This is a genomic window from Sphingobacterium paludis, from assembly GCF_004364125.1.
Taxonomy (GTDB): Bacteria; Bacteroidota; Bacteroidia; order Sphingobacteriales; family Sphingobacteriaceae; genus Sphingobacterium; species Sphingobacterium paludis.
Window position 1 is genome coordinate 223,242 of the sequence record NZ_SNZV01000005.1, and the last position, 18,979, is coordinate 242,220.

The window sequence follows — 18,979 nt, forward strand, 5'->3', positions numbered from 1 at the left end:
TATGTTCATTTGGGAAAAAAGAAGTCTGAACGAGGAACAAGAAACTGCAATCTTAGAGAACGACAGTGTACTCTTGATTGCCTGCCCTGGTAGTGGAAAAACGAGAACACTTACATACAAAATCGCCTATGAATTAAGCAGGTTAAATTCCAATAAAGAGTTCGTTATTGCTATTACATACACGAATAATGCCGCTGATGAAATTAAAGAACGAGTGGAATTATTGGGGGTTGATACTACACAATTGTGGATTGGAACCATTCATTCGTTCTGTATGGAATGGATATTAAAACCTTACCACCTGTATTCTGATAGGTTGAAAAACGGATTTAAAGTTTGTAATTCTTTTGATACTGAAAAGCTCTTGACCGAATTATGTAAAAAATATAGCAATCCAAAAGTTACTTTTTATGATTTCCAATACTATGCTACCATAAATGGCACATACAAGTTTACTTCAAAAAATAGTAATCAGAATGAGCATATAAAAGCTATTCTCCAAGAGTATTTTGGGATATTAAAAGCAAATAATCAACTGGATTTTGAGCAGATACTTTTTTATGCCTATGAATTGTTGAAATCAAAACCAATCATTTGTACCATCCTGTGCAAATTGTTTCCATTTATTTTGATTGATGAATACCAAGACACTAAAGAGATACAATATCATATAATTTCCAAAATATTAAGTGCAAACAACGGATGTTCGAAAACATTAATTGTGGGTGACCCTAACCAATCTATTTATCACTCTTTAGGTGGTTTTCCGATGCCAAAGGATGAATTGGAAAAGCTTTTAGGGTTTAACTTGACACAATTGAGTTTAGACAAAAATTACAGGTCTTCTGAAGCTATAATAAATTACTTTGATTATTATAAAACATTTGCTACCCCCATTGTAGCATTCGGTAACGAGAAAGAATATAGCAGTTTAATTACGTATAATTTATCAGTTTCTTTAGATAACTTGATAGAAGAAATTGCAAAATTGATTTTGTTCAATGTACAAGAGGCAGGAATAAGTCCTAACGAAATTTGTATCGCAGCACCTCAATGGATACAGATTGCAAGTATTACAAGGAAACTTATGATTAGGCTTCCGGATTTTAGTTTTGATGGACCGGGAATGGCTCCGTTCTCCCGGGATATTGAGAATTTTTGGTTTAAAGTTTCAAGAATTGTCTTGACAGAACCATCGCCTTATATGTACGTTCGTCGTTTGCGTTGGAGTAAAGAAGTTTTGAATGAACTTGAAGCTGCGGGGGTAGATGTATCAAACTTATCAAATAAAGAATTTTTGAAAATCTGCAATTCTATTCAAGTGGATGAAAGTGATGGTTTGAGCTACTTACGGTCTTTCTTTGAACGAATTTGTGAAAACCTAAAAATACAAATTCAGAATTTCCCATTGCTTGAAGAACATCATACATCTTTTTTTGCGAGTTCTGAAAGTAGAATACAAAGGCTTATTGATGAAGGAAATCCCTTTATTGGAGAGATTGAAAATTTCAGAAAAGTTTTCAAACAGAGAGATGGAATTACAGTCTCAACTATTCACGGCGTAAAAGGAGAAGAATATGATACAGTTATCGGTTTTGCTCTTCTCGATGACTATGTACCACATTTCAATGATACAAATGGCTATGAAAATTCAAAAAAGTTACTTTATGTTTTAGCGTCCAGAGCCAGAAAAAATTTGCATTTGATTTCAGAAACATCAAGGGGGGTAAATCGCTATAATCCGAATGGCAAAAGTCCAACACCTCATTTGCTTGAATATAATTATGGGTATTCTACTATTGAATTTGATGATTAGATTGATAGATTATTTTAAGTTGATAAACAAAGGGAAGCTGTCTTTTCAGACAAACTCCCCAATGTCGAAATCCTCTAAATCACTTTTCCGCAAATCGGGAGAACTGAAATCTGTTCCGGCGGAGAGGCTCTTGTCCAACAACTCTGCAATCTTCCGTGAAGCCCCATCCATTGAGTTTTCGAGCAGACTTAACAATTCCGTTCCCTGTAATCGCTGAACTATATCTACCGCTTTCTGTTGCTGGGCAGGTTCAAGTGTATCTTGCTCCAACCATGCCCCCACGGTCGTCAGTTCATCAAAGGTAACCCCTGTGGCAAACTCATTGTCGCTGTCCTCAAACCCGTATTCATCCCATTCGTCTTCCTCATTTTCAAAATCGGACATACTCCCGAAAACTTCATCCGGCTCTCCCTCAATCTGCGGATTTTCCAATCCAAAACCTATCCCGTAGGTTTCTGCACCAAAATTATCAGCTATCCCGTCACGTTCGCTCGATTGTCTCTTTGTGGCATTCGGTGGCAAGGTGTGGCGTTCCACAGGCTTGGGAAGCCCCATAATATCCGGCAGGTCGGGGCTTTTCTTTTCCGGCTTTATTTCCCTGCGGACGTTCTTATGGATGACCACCTTATCTTTCAGCAAAAGGATAATGACGATGATAAGGCATATTACAATCAACGTTTCCATAGCTATAAGATTGGCTTTTGCTTGTCGGCGTAGATAATCTTTATTTCGTCTCCGAACTCCTCAAAGTGGTGTTTCAATACACTGTGCAGGTAATCTGTAAGGGTGATTTCTCCCTCTCCGAGCAGAAAGACGATACGGGATAATTTCTTATGGAAATCGGGGCTTATGTAGACCGATTTTCCGCACCTTGCCACGACCCCTGTCGGTCTTAAAAATGCCGATTTGTAATGCGCTTTGCGCAATACCTTTTCCGGTTGTTTTTGCTGTGTCTTGTTCATAATCGAATGCTTTAAAAAATGGGTTTAAACTTATTATTGAAATCATCGGTGATGGCTTTCTCGAACTGTTCAAAATGATGTTCGAGAATATTGTCCAAATAGGCGTATAGGGGTATCTTGTCTTCGCCAATAACCTGCACGATACGGGAAAGCCGTTCGTGGTATTCCTGCCGGATGTAGATGCTCTTATCGCCACGGCGTGTCATGGTGTGGCTATTGAGGAAACGCTCGCCATAGCCCGTATCGGAAGCCCTCTTTTGTCGGGTACGCTCTTTGGCTACGGGCTTTTCCGTTGGCGTTTCCTTTGTCGGCTCTGCGCTCGGCTCTTGGGGGGCTACCGTCTGTTGGGGCTTCTTTGTTTCACCTGCCATAATGGACATGAGATATGCCTCGTCAATCGGAGCATTCGGCTTTTTCTTGTTTTCATTCTCCATAGCGGTTACAGTTTGACGGTTCTTAAAAATTCACTGATGAACAAATCCAAGCCGGAGGCTTTCATCAATCTTTTGTCGGGAGGTAACAGCGTGGAGCGGAAGACGGTCTTTGCCGTTGCCTCGCTTTCCTTGCGGAAGCGTTTGCTATCGGCAATGCGTGTTTCCATTGCTTGCAGTCCGACCACGTTAATGACGTTGCCGTAGATTTCGTACAATTGCGATTTTTCCCTGCCATCGACCATGTTCCAAAACAGCCGTATGGTTTCGATGGAGGTCTGACCTTGTTTCATAAGGACATTGGTCAGCACATCGGTAAAGCTCAATGTGCTTTCCATGACCACACGGTCTGCCGTTATGGGCGAAAAGATATGGTGCATTCCTGCCAGTGTGTTCAGCAAGCCCGAAGTATTCACCGTTCCGGTCAAATCAAAGAAAACCACATCCACGGGAACGGTCGAGGACTGTACGAATGCTTCCGCATCCGTTAGGGCATTGTCAGCCTTGCTTTGCAGTACTGGATAGGCTTTCTTGTTGATGGTGGAAAATTGGCGGTGTGCCAGTTTTTTTAGTACTTCGTTCTGCATGACCGCTTTCAAATCCCGTTCCCTCATTTGACAGATGCTGTGCTGTGGATAATCGCAGTCAAAGACGGATACATTATAACCCATTTGGTAATGGAGTACGCTTGCGATAACTGTTGTAAACGTGCTTTTCCCAACGCCCCCTTTTTGGCTTGAAAAAGCAATGAATTTTGTCCTGTTTGTTGCTTCCATTTCTATTCTATTTTTAAGTTTCTATTTCCGTGGACTGCCTGCCATCCGGCGTGAAACAGGGCTGTCATCCCTGCACACCGTCCGGCAGTCTTGATACAATCCCGTCTGTCGGGCTTGCCATCATTCGTTCAGTCAGCCGTGCCGTCATTCCGGCTTTCACACAGGCAAGACCGATAGCTTGCCTGTCGTCCTGCCCGATGGAATGGCTACCGGATAGCTTTCATGCCGTCCGGTATTCCTGCCTGCCATGCGGAACGCCGTCAAGTGTTCCGGCATTCCTGCGCTCCGTATTTCAGAACTGCCATCGGGAGCGGATGTCTGCCAACAGGCTTGCGTGACTGATAGCGCAAAGAAGTAGGTTATTCCGTTCCATTGATTTAAAGCGGTAATCCACGGCATTTTTTGGCAATGTTTGGTCGTGGCGGAAAGGGCAATGCTTTGAACAAGCTACCCTTACTTTGTAAGGGCTTAAATGCAAGGGGTGGATGGAAAAATCATTGGAGTATGGAAGTTATGGGCGGAACGGCACAAAGCCGTTTTTTTCCGCTTTATCCAATCCGACCCGCAGGGCGGATTTTCTGTTCACCCGAACAGAGCAAGTTATGTTTTGAGATGCTCGAAATAAATTCCGCACCTCAAAACCACTTGCCCTTGCAGAGGGGTGAAAACCGCTCCGAAGTCGCAGTTTATAGTAATTAACTAAAGTTGAGCTCGCTGAAGCTCGGTTATTAATGGATTTAGATATGGAAGACAACAGAAGAAACCGAACAAACAAAGTTGGTCGCAAGCCTAAGAAAGACCCTGCCATCCACCGTTATTCGATTAGTCTCAACGACATGGAAAACGCACAATTTCTTACGTTGTTTGAGCAATCGGGAATGAAAGTAATGGCACATTTTATTACAGTCTGCATCTTTCAGAAGCCAATCAAGACCGTAAAAATTGACATGGATGCAGTCAATTTTCATACGAGGCTGACCAATTTTTACAGCCAGTTCAGAGCGGTTGGCGTGAATTATAATCAAATCGTGAAGATACTTTACCGCAATTTCTCGGAGAAAAAGGCATCGGCTTACCTCTTTAAACTGGAAAAGCAGACGGCAGAAATGGCGGACTTGTGCCGGAAAGTGATTGAGCTAACACAGGAATTTGAAAAAGAACACCTGCAAAAACACAGATAATATGATAGCAAAGATTGGAAAGGGTGAGAATTTGTACGGTGCTATTTCCTATAACCAAAAGAAGATTGACAGCGAAAACGGGCAGGTTCAGTTGTTGAACAGAATACCCGAAACATTGGATAATACCTATTCGACCGCTTACCTGCACCAGTGTTTTAAGCCGTATCTGTCCGCAAATATCAAAACTGAAAAGCCTGTGCGCCACATATCGCTGAACCCTGATCCTGCGGATAGGGTCAGCGATGGGCAGTTCGTAAATATGGCGCAGGAGTATATGGAGCGCATGGGGTATGGCAACCAACCTTATATCGTTTTTAAGCATACCGATATTGAACGCACCCATATCCATATCGTAACGGTCTGTGTGGGTTTGGACGGCAAGAAGCTACCGGACAGTTACGACCATCCACGTTCGATGGCAATCTGTCGGGATTTGGAACAAACGTACAACCTTATACCTGCCACGGAAAAACAGCGCACCGGAAACGAGCAGGTATTCCGTCCGGTGGATTACAGAGCCGGAGACGTTAAGAGCCAAATCGCATCGGTGGTGCGACACCTGCCGAAGTATTATGGGTACGCAAGCCTCGGCGCATACAATGCCTTGCTTTCGCTTTTCAATATTACGGCAGAGGAAGTCAAAGGGGAATTGCACGGACAGCCCAAAAACGGGCTTGTCTATTTTGCATTGAACGAACAGGGAGAAAAAGCGAGCAATCCTTTTAAAGCATCGCTTTTCGGTAAACAGGCAGGACTGGACGAACTGCAAAACCAATTTGCACAGGCTAAGGAGAAAATGAAAGCCGACCCCACAAGAGCCGTACTGAAAAGCACCATTGAAGTAGCGATGCACACCGCCACTAACGAAGCCGATTTTAAAAAGCAACTGTTGGAGCAGGGCATCAATACCGTGGTACGGCGCAACGATGAGGGGCGTATCTACGGTATGACCTTTATCGACCATGAAAGCCGTACCGTTTGGAACGGTTCAGCTTTGGGCAAAAACCTATCGGCTAATGTCTTTAATGATTGGTGGAATGAGCAGGCAGTCGGGCAACGTCAAGATGCTGAAAAAGCAACCGCACAAAACCAGTCGCCGACCGCAGGCACCACCGTAGAGAAAGAAGAAGCCCATTCACTTTTTAACTTCCTTAATAAAGAACAGCCGACCGATGATTTATGGATAGACGGATTGGGAGGGCTATTGCCGGAAGCACAGGGCGAAGACTACGATGAACAGGCATTTGCCAACCGTATGAAGAAAAAGAAGAAACACAGAAAATGGGGAAGACAATAATAAACTAATTTTACACATAAAGTTAATGCTATATAGTCTATCAACTTTAGGTGTGTATGGGCTTATCACTTTACTTTAGACGTTGCTTAAAGAAAACAAAGTGATGTTCTATGGATTTACTCCAATACTGTGGATTATGGTCACCCGATTGGGTCATGAAAGTTACCGGAATGTTTAAGCTGTCCGCCAAAGATTTTAATTCCGCCGTAGCCGGATATAAAATATCCTCCGTTCCGCAATCTATTAAAAATTCCTTTTTTGTTTTATGGCGTTTCAAAAGTTCGGAAATGCTATACTGATGCCAGTCGTTTTCCAAATGGTTTCCCAACAATCGGGTTAAATCATCCGTTACCCTTGTATTATTGAAGAATGTTAAACTTGCCTTTTCAAAAATATCAAAGTCTACGTTCAATCCTCCGCTCGTAGAACCAGCCGAATTGAAATAATCATTGTGAAGCATAAAGTATCGTAAAGCACCGTAGCCACCCATACTTAAACCACTGATAAAAATATTTTTGTAGTCAATGCTAAGTGATTGGTGCACTTTTGGCACAAGGTCTTTGAAGAAAAAATCTTCCATCCTCGAACCTTTGTCAAACGAGCTATTCACATACCATGATACGTAGCCGTCCGGTGTAACGATAACCATTCCATATTGGTCGGCTAACTTCTGTAAGTCAGTTGTCTCTGACCACTGCTTATAGTTTTCACTATACCCGTGTAGAAGATAGACCAAAGGATATTGTTTTCGGTCGTTATACGTGTCCGGTTTAAACACCAGTACCGTATCGGGTTTTGACAAATATTCCGATTTCAAAATCCATTTTTCCTGTGCTTGCAGAGAAAGACTTATTGTCCATAAGCCAATCAGTATAAATAATGTTCTGTTCATATTTTGTAATTTTGTTACAAAATTCAGCAAGCATTTTGTCGTGTGCAATAACGAACAAAATTGTGAGCCACTAAAGGATAATACTTATGCGTAAAGAAAATTCCACCAATACCATAAATGAACAGTTCCTTTTTCAAGTCTGTGAATTAAATTCAGCAATCGCAATAATCGGCGGTCGTTGGAAAGCGCAGATTGTCTATTCCATTTCGCAGGGAAATAACCGCTTTCATTTGCTGAAAAAGGAATTGCCCAATATTTCGGAGCAGGTGCTGGGCAGACAGCTTAAAGAACTGGAAATCCACGCCATCATCATAAAAAAGGAAATTCCCGATACAGTGCCTTTGGGGGTAGAATACGTTCTGACCAATAAGGGTTTAGATTTAGTTTCGATTTTGGAAAGCCTTTGCAATTGGGGCAAACTTTATGCGGACGGCAAAGAAATATCGGCATGCTTGGCGTAGGTCATTCTATGAAACATAACAATGATCAGGATTCACATCTTGGTCATTGATTTTTGCTTTTACAGCCACGTTCAGATTATCTTTTATTCCTTATCAACGTAGCTTTCCATATACTCACCTTACGTGGTGCGGCTTCCAATGGCCCTACTTTTTCCTCATAGGGAACTCTGTATGGTCTTTTTATCTGCACCTCCAAAAACTCCTTTTCATCTGCCCATCTTTCGTAAAGCATATAGCGGGTTTTATCGTTAGGGTCGCGGTTTGCAATCATCGTAATACAGGTTTCTTCCGAAGCTACACGTTCCAAATGTGGAAGTAGTATAGCTTCAAATTCATCCATTACGTTGGGTTTAAGGCTAAATTCTACAATAATCTCAACTTCCTGTTTATCCGATGTTGTTTATCGGTTTTATTGTTCGCATAGCTGTTATTTAACCTTGTCATCCTTATTATGTCTTCAGAAGCAACATCGGGGTCAACATAAATATGTATACGTTTGATTAAATCTCCCTCAAACTCAAAAACATTACAGAACTTACCAAAGGCTGTAACATTGTCCGGCCACGATTTGCCGTCAATGGTTACGCCCTTTTCAGTACCCTCAACGACAACTGTATTGTTTGAAACCACATAGTTGAAATTTTCTATATCGTGAGTAAGCCCTTGTAGAAAATCGGACATTGCTACGCCAAACTGTTTGATACCCTCTTTACCCTTGCTATATCCAAACTTTGGAAAGTACAGTTCCACATCTTCCGTGAACAGGTTGTAGTAACCGCTGTCAAATTCGCGTGCATCAACTTTTCTAAAATATGCCTTGGCATCTTTCCGTTGCTTTTCCTGTAAGGAAGTACTGTCATGCTCATAGTCAGTTTTGAGCAATGACACAACTTCTTTATCCACGCCTGCATGGTCGGGGTCGACATAGCAGTACATTCTCTTTATGCGGTTGCCCTCAAATTCAAACACTGTACAAAACTTTCCAAATGACACTTTATTATCGGGAAAGGCAACTCCCCTATGTATCGCTCCTTTTTCCACACCCTCCACCACAACGGTATTATCGGTTACGATAAAATTGAATTTGTCCAACTCAAAAGTGAGGTTGTTAAACAATTTCCTTACCGGTTCACCGAATTTCTTTACACCTGCCTTGCCCTCGGCGAAGCCAAATTTTGGATAGAATACCTTTACATCTTCTGTAAACAGGTCATAATAACTGTCATCATTGAAATTTCCACTATCGATTTTTTCGTAATAGGATTGCGCAACCAGTCGTTGCACTTCCTGTTGTGAATTGTTTACCATAATTACTTCTTTGCTGTTTTTTATGAATTGCTGTGCATACGCTACATTTGTCGTAATAATTGCGCACATTAAAATTATACTTAGTTGTTTTCTCATAAATTTTATTTTGTAGTGAACGTTACAAAATGTTTCAAAAAATTTTATGCTTTCATTGAGTTTAGCATAAAATCAACCATTTGTTCCACTTCCTTTTTGCTCCCCGATAAAACGTAATGTTTGTGAAATCCGCTAAAAGATGAAAGGATAAATCTTGCTACCACTTCGGGTATAATATCACTTACAATCTCTTTTGCCATTTTTGCTTTTTCTATAAGGTCTTTGAATATCCCCTCCAAAACTTTGGCATTCGCAGTAATCAATTTGCTTATCTCTTTATCGCTATCCCCCAATTCAAAGATTGTACGGATAATAAGGCAGGCCTTTCTGTCCTTTATTGTTTGGTTCACCACATCATGTACCACATGGGAAAGTACTGCAGAGGGTGAACCGTTATGTTTGATTGCTCCTTGATATTGAGCCGTTTTCATTTGGGCATAATTGCCGAGGCACTCAAGAAACAGTTTATGTTTATTCCCATAGGCATTATAGATACTGGTAATGCTAAGTTGCATTACATGCTCAATGTCTTTCATGGAGGTTGCATGGTAACCTTTTTCCCAAAATAGGTTACGCACTATTTCCAGTTTTTCATTGTAATCAAATTCCTTATTTCTCGGCATGGTTGCAAAGATAGTGTTTTGTAACAGTTGTTACAAAATAGCCATTCGGTATTTTACGTACTTGGTCAAATGTTGCCACCAAAAGCCATCCGAAACCGCTTTGGATAAGCCCTTTTAAATACCCTCTAAATTCGGGCATCACTAAAAATTTTTGTTATGCAGGGAGAAGACGATTTGAGAGGATTAGCCAAAATCATGGCTTTTATGCGTGCTGTAAGTATTCTTTTGGTACTGATGCACTTTTATTGGTTCTGTTACGGATTCTTTGCCGAACGTGGTTGGACACTGGAAATCATCGGCAAGATACTGACCAATTTCAACCGTACCGCAGGGCTGTTTGCCCACACACTTTACACCAAGATTTTTGCATTGCTGTTGTTGGTGTTAAGCTGTCTCGGCACTAAAGGCGTAAAGAATGAAAAGATAACATGGGCTAAGATTTACACCGCCTTAGTTATCGGCTTTGTGCTGTTCTTTCTGAACACACCATTGTTAGGGCTGTCGGCAGGGGTTGCCACATCGCTTTACATCCTTACAACGAGTTTGGGTTATATAGCCTTGCTCATGGCAGGGGTATGGATGAGCCGACTACTCCGCAATAATCTCATGGACGATGTTTTCAATAACGAAAATGAGAGTTTCCAACAGGAAACCCGTCTGATAGAAAATGAATACTCGGTCAATCTTCCCACAAGGTTTTATTACAAAGGCAAGTGGAACAATGGATGGGTTAATATCGTCAACCCTTTTCGAGCTTCGATTGTACTTGGTACTCCCGGCTCGGGAAAATCCTACGCCATCGTAAACAACTACATCAAGCAACATATCGAAAAGGGGTTTGCGATGTATATCTACGATTTCAAGTTTGACGACCTTTCCACCATTGCCTACAACCATTTGCTGAAACACTCCGATAAGTATAAGGTAAAGCCGAAATTTTATGTTATCAATTTTGACGACCCACGCCGAAGCCACCGATGCAATCCGTTAAGTCCTGCCTTTATGACGGATATATCCGATGCTTACGAAGCCTCTTATACCATCATGCTTAACCTCAACAGGTCGTGGATTTTGAAGCAAGGGGATTTTTTCGTGGAAAGCCCAATTATATTGCTTGCTTCAATCATTTGGTTTCTGAAAATCTATGAAAACGGAAAGTATTGCACATTCCCACACGCTATTGAATTGCTGAATAAAAAATATGTAGACGTATTTACGATACTCACCTCATATCCCGAACTTGAAAACTATCTTTCGGCTTTCATGGATGCGTGGCAGGGCGGAGCGCAAGACCAGTTGCAGGGGCAGATAGCATCGGCAAAAATCCCATTGTCACGGATGATTTCGCCACAGCTTTATTGGGTGATGACGGGGGATGATTTTTCTCTGGACATCAACAACCCCCAAGAGCCGAAAATCTTGTGCGTGGGCAATAATCCCGACCGCCAAAATATCTATTCGTCCGCTTTAGGGTTGTACAATTCGAGGATTGTAAAACTCATCAATAAGAAAGGACAGCTTCAAAGTTCCATTGTCATAGACGAATTGCCCACCATTTATTTTAGGGGTTTGGATTTTATCAGTACGGCACGTTCAAATCGGATTTCGTCACTTTTTGGCATCCAAGACTATTCGCAGTTGACGAGGGATTACGGCGATAAGGAAAGCAAGGTTATACAAAACTTGGTCGGTAATATCTTTAGTGGACAGGTCGTTGGAGAGACAGCAAAGACACTTTCTGAACGGTTCGGAAAGGTCTTGCAGAAACGTCAGAGCATCACCATTAACCGCAATGACAAATCCACCTCTATATCCACCCAACTGGACACGCTTATACCTGCATCCAAAATATCTACCTTGACACAGGGAATGTTCGTTGGGTCTGTTTCAGATAATTTTGATGAGCGTATCGAGCAGAAAATATTTCATGCTGAAATTGTCGTGGATAACAAAAAGGTTTCTGCCGAAACCAAAGCCTATAAGAAGATACCGCAGATATTATCCTTTGCCGATGAACACGGCAACGATAATATGAAGCAAGTCATTGAAGCCAATTACAGGCAGGTCAAAGCGGACGTTATGCAGATTGTAGAAAGCGAAATGGAGCGGATTAAGAATGATCCTAATTTACAGCATTTGATAACCGAAAAATAACAAGCCTTTCTTGCCATAAGACAGTTCTTGATTTGATAAATATTTCATATCGTAAATAGAAAACCCATTGGCTAAATACAACAAATATTAGGCTAATTATAGACACTAACAAGCCTTCATCTTTAATAATTTTGGAATTTAATTCTTATTCAAAGAAGGAATGACAAAACTTTATTATTTGAAAAACAAAACTAATGTAATACATATTGTAACGCTATATTTTATCTTATTAGTCGCTACTGCTGCATCACTTCTTATTGGGGTTAAATCAATATTGCCAAATAGTGTTACATTGCTAAAACACTCAGATCTACAAATACTTATTATAAGTAGAATTCCTCGAACAGTTACACTTATTTTGACAGGTGCAGGGCTTTCAATCTGTGGTATTATATTACAGCAACTTTCCCACAATAAGTTTATTTCTCCCACAACATCTGGAACATTGGATTCTGCAAAACTTGGTATATTATTTAGTTTGTTTTTGTTTCCCCAGTACAGTGTATTTACTAAACTACTGTTTAGTGTTCTTTTCTGTTTCGGCTTTACTTTACTTTTTATTTTTTCAATTACCAAGTTAGCCAACCGCAATACAGTTCTTATACCCATATTGGGAATAATGTTCGGTTATACACTCAACTCAATAAGTAATCTATTTGGTGTTGAACTTAACATAGTACAGAATATGGAGAGTTGGATGGTCGGAAATTTCACAAAAACATTGCAGGGGCAATATGAAATAATTTATTTGATGTTGCCTTTGTTTGTCATATGCTACCTATATGCCCGTAAGTTTACTATAGCATCGATGGGACGAGATTTTTCAACATCTTTAGGAATCAATTATCAAATGGTTGTTATCATTGGTCTGATTCTTACTTCTATCATGGTAAGCACAACTATTTTGACGGTTGGCTCATTACCATTCATCGACCTCATAATTCCAAATATCGTAGCATTTATACACGGTGATAATGTGCGTAAAAATCTACCTTTTACAGCATGTTACGGTGCTCTGGCATTACTGATTTGCGACATTGTAGGAAGACTTGTCATTTATCCTTATGAAATACCTGTCAGTATGATTGTAGGGTCATTAGGAGCTGTCATTTTCTTAATTATTCTAACAAATAGGAATCGATGAAAAAACTATTGTTCATTTTGTTGACATTTCTGCTCTTAATTGTGTTAGCATTCCTAAGTTACGATATAGATTTCAGTAACAAATTCGTTGTTGCAGGAAGAATGGAACGTTTAGTAGCATTAATTCTTGTAAGTATCAGTATCTCTTACTCTACAGTGGTATTTCAAACTATTTCGGCCAATAAAATTCTTACCCCCTCTTTAATGGGATACGAGTATTTGTATGTCTTTTCACAGGTGTTACTTTTATTAATATTTGGTGGCAATAGCTTGTTTTTCAGATCTAAAGAATTAAGTTTCATTTTTGCTTCAAGCATCATGATCGTTTATTCCCTAGTTCTCTATAGAGTGTTTTTTAAGAGAAATAAGAAAAATGTATACTTTATTTTACTTATAGGTTTAGTACTTGGGATATTCTTCAATACTTCGACTCAGTTTTTACAAATGATTATCAACCCAAATGAGTTTGGGTATATCCAAGGTGCTATGTTTTCCTCGTTGAGTAGAATCTCGATAAAAACTATTTCAATAGCCATAGTTACGATATTGATTGTCATAATCTATTTATCTCGATTCTTTAAATTTTTAGATATTCTGGTTCTTGGTAGAGAATATAGCATGGGACTTGGAGTAGATTATGACAAGATTGCCAGAAATCAGCTTATAGCAATATCAGTACTAATAGCAGTATCCACAGCACTTATCGGACCAATAACTTTTATAGGTGTATTTATATCTAATATTAGCTATCGATTGACTAACACATATCTTCATCATAGAACCATAACTGTTGCATTTTTTATTACTGCAATGTTCATGTTGGCGGCTCAATTTGTGATTGAACATATTTTAAATTATAGACACAGCCTCGGGGTATTGATAAACCTCGCAGGAGGACTCTATTTTATTTTATTAATACTTCGAACTTTAAGAACTAAAAAATGATAAACATCAATTCACTAAGCAAAAGTTATGCAGGCATACCTATTTTGCACGATATAAATTTAGAAATTCCAAAAGGGAAAGTTATCTCATTAATTGGACCTAACGGAGCTGGAAAATCTACGCTTCTTGTATTAATGGCAAGATTGGCAAAAGCAGACAATGGTTCTATTATTCTTGATAGTGAAGAGTTATCTAACTATTCATTAGACCAACTTTCAAGAAAAATATCATTTTTAAGGCAACAGAATGTGTTTGATGTGAAGATAACGATCAAAGAATTGGTTGATTTTGGACGATTTCCTCACAGTAAAGGGCAACTGACTATTCAGGATAATATGAAAATTGAAGAATCTATAAATAAAATGAATCTTCAAGATATCAAACATGCATATATAGATCAAGTTAGTGGAGGTCAGCTTCAAAGAGCCTTTTTAGCCATGGTAATCGCTCAAGATACAGAATATATACTGCTGGATGAACCTTTAAATAATCTTGACATGAAGCACTCAGTAGAAATCATGAATACAACACGATTCCTTGCTGACGAATACGGAAAAACTGTAATTACAGTTGTCCATGACATAAATTTTGCGGCAAATTATAGCGATTATATAATTGCTATGAAAAATGGTCGTGTATTTTTTCATGGCCCCAATAAATCAGTTATAACCGAAAAGAACCTAAAAGAATTATTCGATATCGAATTCAAAATAATACAAGATGACAAAGTCATTATTTGCAATTACTATAAATAACAAAAATAATTAATCAATAATTTTTTTTATATCATGAAAATTAGATACTTTTTTTTAACACTCTTAGGAGGTCTCAGTAGTTTAATTATAAGCTGCAATAACCATGAAAGCAAAAAAGACAAAGTGGATAGTATAACCGTTCAACATGAACTCGGAGAAATAAATGTCTCAACTAATCCGAAAAAGGTTGTGGTGTTTGATATGGGTAGTCTCGAAACTCTGAATGAACTTAATATACCTGTCGCAGGAATTTGTAAGGATTATGTACCTAAATATCTACATAAATATATTAACGATAAAAACGTCAAAGATGGTGGATCCATTTTACAACCTAACTTTGAAATGGTTAGTAAGATTAATCCCGATCTTATTATTATATCTGCCTTGCAAGCAAAAGATTATGAAAAACTTTCTTCTATAGCCCCGACATTATATCTCGGCATAGAAAATGGAGACTTTAAGTCATCTATCAAAAAAAATATCAATACTATAGGACGGGTCTTTCAGTTAACTGATCAAACTGATCAAATAAATAAAGAATTGGAACACGCTATAAACGAAGCTTCTAAAAAGATTGCTTCTTCGTCGAATAAAATTATGATTCTGCTTTATAATGCAGGAACTTTTAGCACATTTGGTTCCGATTCCAGATATGGATTTGTCTTTAATGATTTGAAAGCTAAGGCGGCAGATGATTTAAAAGAAGAAGCTATTTATCATGGAACTGTGGTCTCAAGTGAGTACATCGCTGAAAAAGACCCTGATGTATTATACATTATTGATCGAAATTCAGTCTTGGGAAATGTGACAAATAGAAATGAAATCGAAAACAAGCTTGTTCAACAAACCAGTGCATACAAGAAAAATAAAATTATCTATCTTGACCCTGATGTTTGGTATCTTTCTGGAGGTGGATCTTATTCTACCAGGACCATGATAGAGGATATTCTTAAGGGGTATAAATAATTAAAAAAGGACTGTAGATTTTAAAATCAGTACTTTTATATTATTTGCAATCTGTTGTGCATTATGAAATCTGAAAACGCTTGTAATGTGATGCTGAGTTAAATCAAACCATCAACATCAATACTCTTAGATTCTTCCTATCTTTAGAATGAGCTTTTTGAAGTAATAATGCAGATCGGATATTTACAAATGTAATAAAAAATGGAAACTGTATTTAAAACATGGAAAACTAGTCGGAAATTATATCTGGATTTTTTTGATAAATATTCGTTAGACCAACTCAATAAAATCCCCAACGGATTTAATAACAATCTGATCTGGAACATCGGACACATCATTGCTACGCAACACAAATTGATTTACATAGGCTCCGATTTGCAAGGATATCTTTCTGACGAAGTATTCAATAAATATCAATCTGGAACTAAACCGACAGCGCCCGTTTCTCAACAAGAAGCAGACGGACTTAGATCCCTGTTGATTTCTCAGATTGAACGAACCATCAATGATTTTGAAAATGGGACTTTCGTTACCTATAACGAACGTACAACAGGAGTTGGATTTCACTTAACTTCTATTCAAGATGCGTTTGAATGCAATAACTTTCACGAAGGGTTACATTTGGGATATGCAATGAGCATCAGAAAATTTGTTTAAAGCAAATTTTCTGATGCATCCTAATTAGGATGCCGCTAAACCAATTAAAGCGTCCGTTCTTATTTGGTTTTAAATTCCGTAGGTCTCATATTAGTTAGTTGCTGAAAATTATTGCTAAACGCAGATATATTTGAATATCCTATTTCATAAGCTATCTCCGTCATGTTCGAATCTGTATTATTAATCAATTCCATTGCTCTAATAATACGAAGCATTTTTAAGTATTGAACAAAAGTGATATGCAATTTCGTTTGGAATAATCTGGTCAAACTTCTTACACTCATTCCCGATTGCTGAGCAATACTATCTAAACTTAGATTTTCATTTAATCGATTTCTAAAACCGTCGATTATGGTATTAAGCCTTGGATCGTCCGTTGTAGGAAGTTGAATGGAGAATTTTTGGAGGTTTTCCTTTGATAATACGCTTTTAAGCGTAGTTAAAAACTCAAATTCCCATGAACCTTTGCAATAATCACCTTGCCATTTCTCGCTAAATGAGAGCATTTCTGCCAGAAGCTTACTAACAGGATAAATACCCAGTTCATCATAAAAACTATCTGCTTTTTCATCTGGAAAATAAATATTTATAATGTATAAATCCTGTGTATTAAACATCAGATTGTGCTGGTAGTTTTTGGGTATCCATATATAATGATTAGACGGAATATAGAAATCTTTTGTGTCTGTTTGTAAATAAGCAATTCCCCCATAAACCAATAATAACTGAGCCTTATCGTGCTGATGAGCAGGTAAACGCTGCTCAGTTTGTTGTCGCATCACTAGAATTGACTCAGGATTTTGATCCACAATATTTATTAATTGGCTAAGAATTTCCATATGGCCAAATATAGCAAATATTAGGCTAATTATATAAAAAGATAGCTTGGTACGTTGAATAATTTTGTTGTGTTAATAATCGTAGAATCGTTATGAACATAAAATCATAAAACCAGACAAAGATTCTGAGCTTGAAATACAAGCCCCAAAATCTGAACATAAATTAATTCGTACAGATGAAGAAATAGATAAAGCCAGCATCTACTGGCTGGCCTGTGCCTATTCCAGTCCCCTTATGCCAATGGTAGATTTAAGCTTTGCTTTTGATGAGTTGAAAAAGTTATTAAAACAATGGTTAGAAAAGAGAAAGAAACCAATCATTATATAAAAAAACTAATGAAACAATATAAAACAGTTCCGATTCTGGGTGTACTGATGCTGTTATTTACACCCCATATTTACGCTCAACATACAGAAAAAGTCCAACCATTAAGTTTGGAAGAAATATGGAAAGTTACAGAAATGAATAATCGACAACTGAAACTATCTGATCTAAATCTTCAGCAAAGTAAAATAGAAATATTGGAAGCCAAAGACCGTTTGTTGCCCGAACTTTCAGTAGGTGGGGATTTAAAACTTAATTCCAAATTTCTGATTTACGACAATGGATTATTTTCTTCTCCACAGGATGTACCTGTAAAAGGCTATGGATACGGAGTGGGATACAACTTAAACTATAACCTCTACAACGGAGGTAAGGACAAGAGAAACGTAGCCATGAAAAAGGAAGAAGAGACACGAAAACAATATGAAGTTGATGTGCAAAAGCATAGTGTAAAATATAATGTTGCAGTTGCTTATTTTGATTTATATAAGTTTTTGCATTTCTATGATTTTCTAAATGCAGAGATTGAAGCAGAAAAAAAGCAATTGAGATTGATAGAAAGTCTGCATAAAAACGGCACCGTATTAAAGAGTGATGTACTGAGAACCTCCGTGAAATTGTCTCAACTGGAACTTAGTCTTTCCGATGTTACAAAAAAGATTGAAATCGCCAAACAACGGCTCAATATTCTGATGGGACGTGAAAATGATATGGGGCTAGCAATCAAATACGAAGATACAATTGAATTAAACGCTATCACAGAGGGTGACTACAATGACTATGTAGACATTGCTTTCAACAAATCTCCAGAATACAAAATGGCTGGTAGTGACATCAAATGGAGTGAACTGAACGTAAAACAAGTGAAAGCTACGTTATTGCCTAAAGTTTCTTTGTACTCTAATTACAATTACAACTATCCACAGATTTCCTTTTATCCGTATTCAAATGACTTGTGGGGATTTGGTCAGACAGGAATTAAAGTACAGTATTCGATTGATAATTTGTACAAAAGCAAACATACCATTGCTCGTGTCCAAGTTGTCAGCAATCAGGCTAAAGAAAAAGCAGAAATGAAGAAGGACGAAATCTCTCTTCAGGTAAAAGAAGCTTATTTACAGCAAAAACAGGCTTTGGAGAGTGTGGAAACGGCAGAGAAAAATATCCTTAGAACTACTGAAACCGTTCGTGTTATCAGAAGTAGCTACTTAAATCAAGAATCACTACTGACCGATCTTTTGGAAGCAGAAAACGCTTTGTTGGAAGCCAAATTCAATCTTACAACAGCACAAACAAACGTAAAAGTAACCCATATCAGACTATTAGCAATTATAGGAATTCTTTAATACAAA

21 protein-coding genes are annotated in these 18,979 nt (G+C 38.4%); 11 read left to right on the top strand and 10 right to left on the bottom strand.

Translation table 11 applies throughout. The annotated features are described in order from the left end of the window. Nucleotide 1: 1 nt before the first annotated feature. A complete protein-coding gene (locus tag B0I21_RS11305) occupies nucleotides 2-1,816 on the top strand; it encodes a UvrD-helicase domain-containing protein (RefSeq protein ID WP_133640580.1) in 1,815 nt (604 codons plus the stop codon). A 45-nt stretch (nucleotides 1,817-1,861) separates the two neighbouring features. Here the strand turns inward: B0I21_RS11305 and B0I21_RS11310 are convergent, their stop codons facing one another. The 5 genes from B0I21_RS11310 to B0I21_RS11330 form a co-directional block, all read right to left on the bottom strand. Beyond that, complete coding sequence (locus B0I21_RS11310) at nucleotides 1,862-2,500, bottom strand: conjugal transfer protein TraD (protein ID WP_133640581.1); 639 nt, start codon at nucleotides 2,498-2,500, stop codon at nucleotides 1,862-1,864. A 2-nt stretch (nucleotides 2,501-2,502) separates the two neighbouring features. Beyond that, a complete protein-coding gene (locus B0I21_RS11315) occupies nucleotides 2,503-2,778 on the bottom strand; it encodes a DUF3408 domain-containing protein (RefSeq protein WP_045756031.1) in 276 nt (91 codons plus the stop codon). Nucleotides 2,779-2,789: 11 nt separating this feature from the next. Beyond that, nucleotides 2,790-3,212, bottom strand: a complete 423-nt coding sequence (locus tag B0I21_RS11320) for a DUF3408 domain-containing protein (protein ID WP_133640582.1) — start codon at nucleotides 3,210-3,212, stop codon at nucleotides 2,790-2,792. Between the two features lie 5 nt (nucleotides 3,213-3,217). Beyond that, nucleotides 3,218-3,985, bottom strand: a complete 768-nt coding sequence (locus B0I21_RS11325; RefSeq protein WP_133640583.1) for a ParA family protein — start codon at nucleotides 3,983-3,985, stop codon at nucleotides 3,218-3,220. Between the two features lie 156 nt (nucleotides 3,986-4,141). Further along, nucleotides 4,142-4,384 carry a hypothetical protein gene (locus B0I21_RS11330; RefSeq protein WP_133640584.1) on the bottom strand — a complete coding sequence of 81 codons (243 nt, stop codon included), beginning with the start codon at nucleotides 4,382-4,384 and terminating at the stop codon, nucleotides 4,142-4,144. A gap of 344 nt (nucleotides 4,385-4,728) precedes the next feature. Between B0I21_RS11330 and mobA the strand changes: the two genes are divergently transcribed. Together mobA and mobB are read left to right on the top strand one after the other, a co-directional pair. Beyond that, nucleotides 4,729-5,166: a conjugal transfer protein MobA gene (gene mobA / locus B0I21_RS11335; protein WP_133640585.1), complete on the top strand. Its 438-nt coding sequence runs from the start codon at nucleotides 4,729-4,731 to the stop codon at nucleotides 5,164-5,166. Between the two features lies 1 nt (nucleotide 5,167). Beyond that, complete coding sequence (mobB, locus tag B0I21_RS11340; protein WP_133640586.1) at nucleotides 5,168-6,463, top strand: conjugal transfer protein MobB; 1,296 nt, start codon at nucleotides 5,168-5,170, stop codon at nucleotides 6,461-6,463. Nucleotides 6,464-6,533: 70 nt separating this feature from the next. On the opposite strand, the gene B0I21_RS11345 is transcribed toward mobB, so the two are convergent. Continuing rightward, entirely contained in the window at nucleotides 6,534-7,355 is an 822-nt protein-coding gene (locus B0I21_RS11345) for an alpha/beta hydrolase (RefSeq protein ID WP_133640587.1), read from the bottom strand. Nucleotides 7,356-7,441: 86 nt separating this feature from the next. On the opposite strand from B0I21_RS11345, the gene B0I21_RS11350 reads away from it, so the two are divergent. After that, nucleotides 7,442-7,816, top strand: a complete 375-nt coding sequence (locus B0I21_RS11350) for a winged helix-turn-helix transcriptional regulator (RefSeq protein WP_133640588.1) — start codon at nucleotides 7,442-7,444, stop codon at nucleotides 7,814-7,816. A gap of 76 nt (nucleotides 7,817-7,892) precedes the next feature. Here the strand turns inward: B0I21_RS11350 and B0I21_RS11355 are convergent, their stop codons facing one another. The 3 genes from B0I21_RS11355 to B0I21_RS11365 are packed head-to-tail and all read right to left on the bottom strand — an operon-like array spanning nucleotide 7,893 to nucleotide 9,843. Then, entirely contained in the window at nucleotides 7,893-8,156 is a 264-nt protein-coding gene (locus tag B0I21_RS11355; protein WP_133640589.1) for a putative quinol monooxygenase, read from the bottom strand. Between the two features lie 23 nt (nucleotides 8,157-8,179). Further along, entirely contained in the window at nucleotides 8,180-9,220 is a 1,041-nt protein-coding gene (locus B0I21_RS20290) for a nuclear transport factor 2 family protein (RefSeq protein WP_208292323.1), read from the bottom strand. A 44-nt stretch (nucleotides 9,221-9,264) separates the two neighbouring features. Next, complete coding sequence (locus B0I21_RS11365; protein WP_133640590.1) at nucleotides 9,265-9,843, bottom strand: TetR/AcrR family transcriptional regulator; 579 nt, start codon at nucleotides 9,841-9,843, stop codon at nucleotides 9,265-9,267. Between the two features lie 156 nt (nucleotides 9,844-9,999). On the opposite strand from B0I21_RS11365, the gene mobC reads away from it, so the two are divergent. The 6 genes from mobC to B0I21_RS11395 all read left to right on the top strand — a co-directional run bounded on the left by mobC (nucleotide 10,000) and on the right by B0I21_RS11395 (nucleotide 16,463). Then, on the top strand, nucleotides 10,000-11,997 hold the full coding sequence (gene mobC, locus B0I21_RS11370; protein WP_133640591.1) for a conjugal transfer protein MobC: 1,998 nt from the start codon (nucleotides 10,000-10,002) through the stop codon (nucleotides 11,995-11,997). 160 nt (nucleotides 11,998-12,157) lie between these two features. Next, nucleotides 12,158-13,141, top strand: a complete 984-nt coding sequence (locus B0I21_RS11375; protein WP_243836060.1) for an ABC transporter permease — start codon at nucleotides 12,158-12,160, stop codon at nucleotides 13,139-13,141. Then, complete coding sequence (locus B0I21_RS11380) at nucleotides 13,138-14,085, top strand: iron chelate uptake ABC transporter family permease subunit (RefSeq protein ID WP_133640592.1); 948 nt, start codon at nucleotides 13,138-13,140, stop codon at nucleotides 14,083-14,085. Before B0I21_RS11375 ends, B0I21_RS11380 begins: the two co-directional genes overlap by 4 nt. Beyond that, the gene (locus tag B0I21_RS11385) at nucleotides 14,082-14,840 is read left to right on the top strand and encodes an iron ABC transporter ATP-binding protein (RefSeq protein WP_133640593.1); all 759 of its coding nucleotides are present in this window, start codon (nucleotides 14,082-14,084) and stop codon (nucleotides 14,838-14,840) included. Before B0I21_RS11380 ends, B0I21_RS11385 begins: the two co-directional genes overlap by 4 nt. Before the next feature lie 33 nt (nucleotides 14,841-14,873). Beyond that, complete coding sequence (locus B0I21_RS11390) at nucleotides 14,874-15,806, top strand: siderophore ABC transporter substrate-binding protein (protein WP_133640594.1); 933 nt, start codon at nucleotides 14,874-14,876, stop codon at nucleotides 15,804-15,806. Between the two features lie 201 nt (nucleotides 15,807-16,007). Then, complete coding sequence (locus B0I21_RS11395) at nucleotides 16,008-16,463, top strand: DinB family protein (RefSeq protein WP_133640595.1); 456 nt, start codon at nucleotides 16,008-16,010, stop codon at nucleotides 16,461-16,463. Between the two features lie 59 nt (nucleotides 16,464-16,522). Here the strand turns inward: B0I21_RS11395 and B0I21_RS11400 are convergent, their stop codons facing one another. Further along, nucleotides 16,523-17,302: a helix-turn-helix domain-containing protein gene (locus B0I21_RS11400; protein WP_133640596.1), complete on the bottom strand. Its 780-nt coding sequence runs from the start codon at nucleotides 17,300-17,302 to the stop codon at nucleotides 16,523-16,525. A 291-nt stretch (nucleotides 17,303-17,593) separates the two neighbouring features. Here B0I21_RS11400 and B0I21_RS11405 point away from each other — a divergent pair, with 291 nt between their 5' ends. After that, nucleotides 17,594-18,973 carry a TolC family protein gene (locus B0I21_RS11405; protein WP_243836061.1) on the top strand — a complete coding sequence of 460 codons (1,380 nt, stop codon included), beginning with the start codon at nucleotides 17,594-17,596 and terminating at the stop codon, nucleotides 18,971-18,973. Nucleotides 18,974-18,979 lie beyond the last annotated feature (6 nt).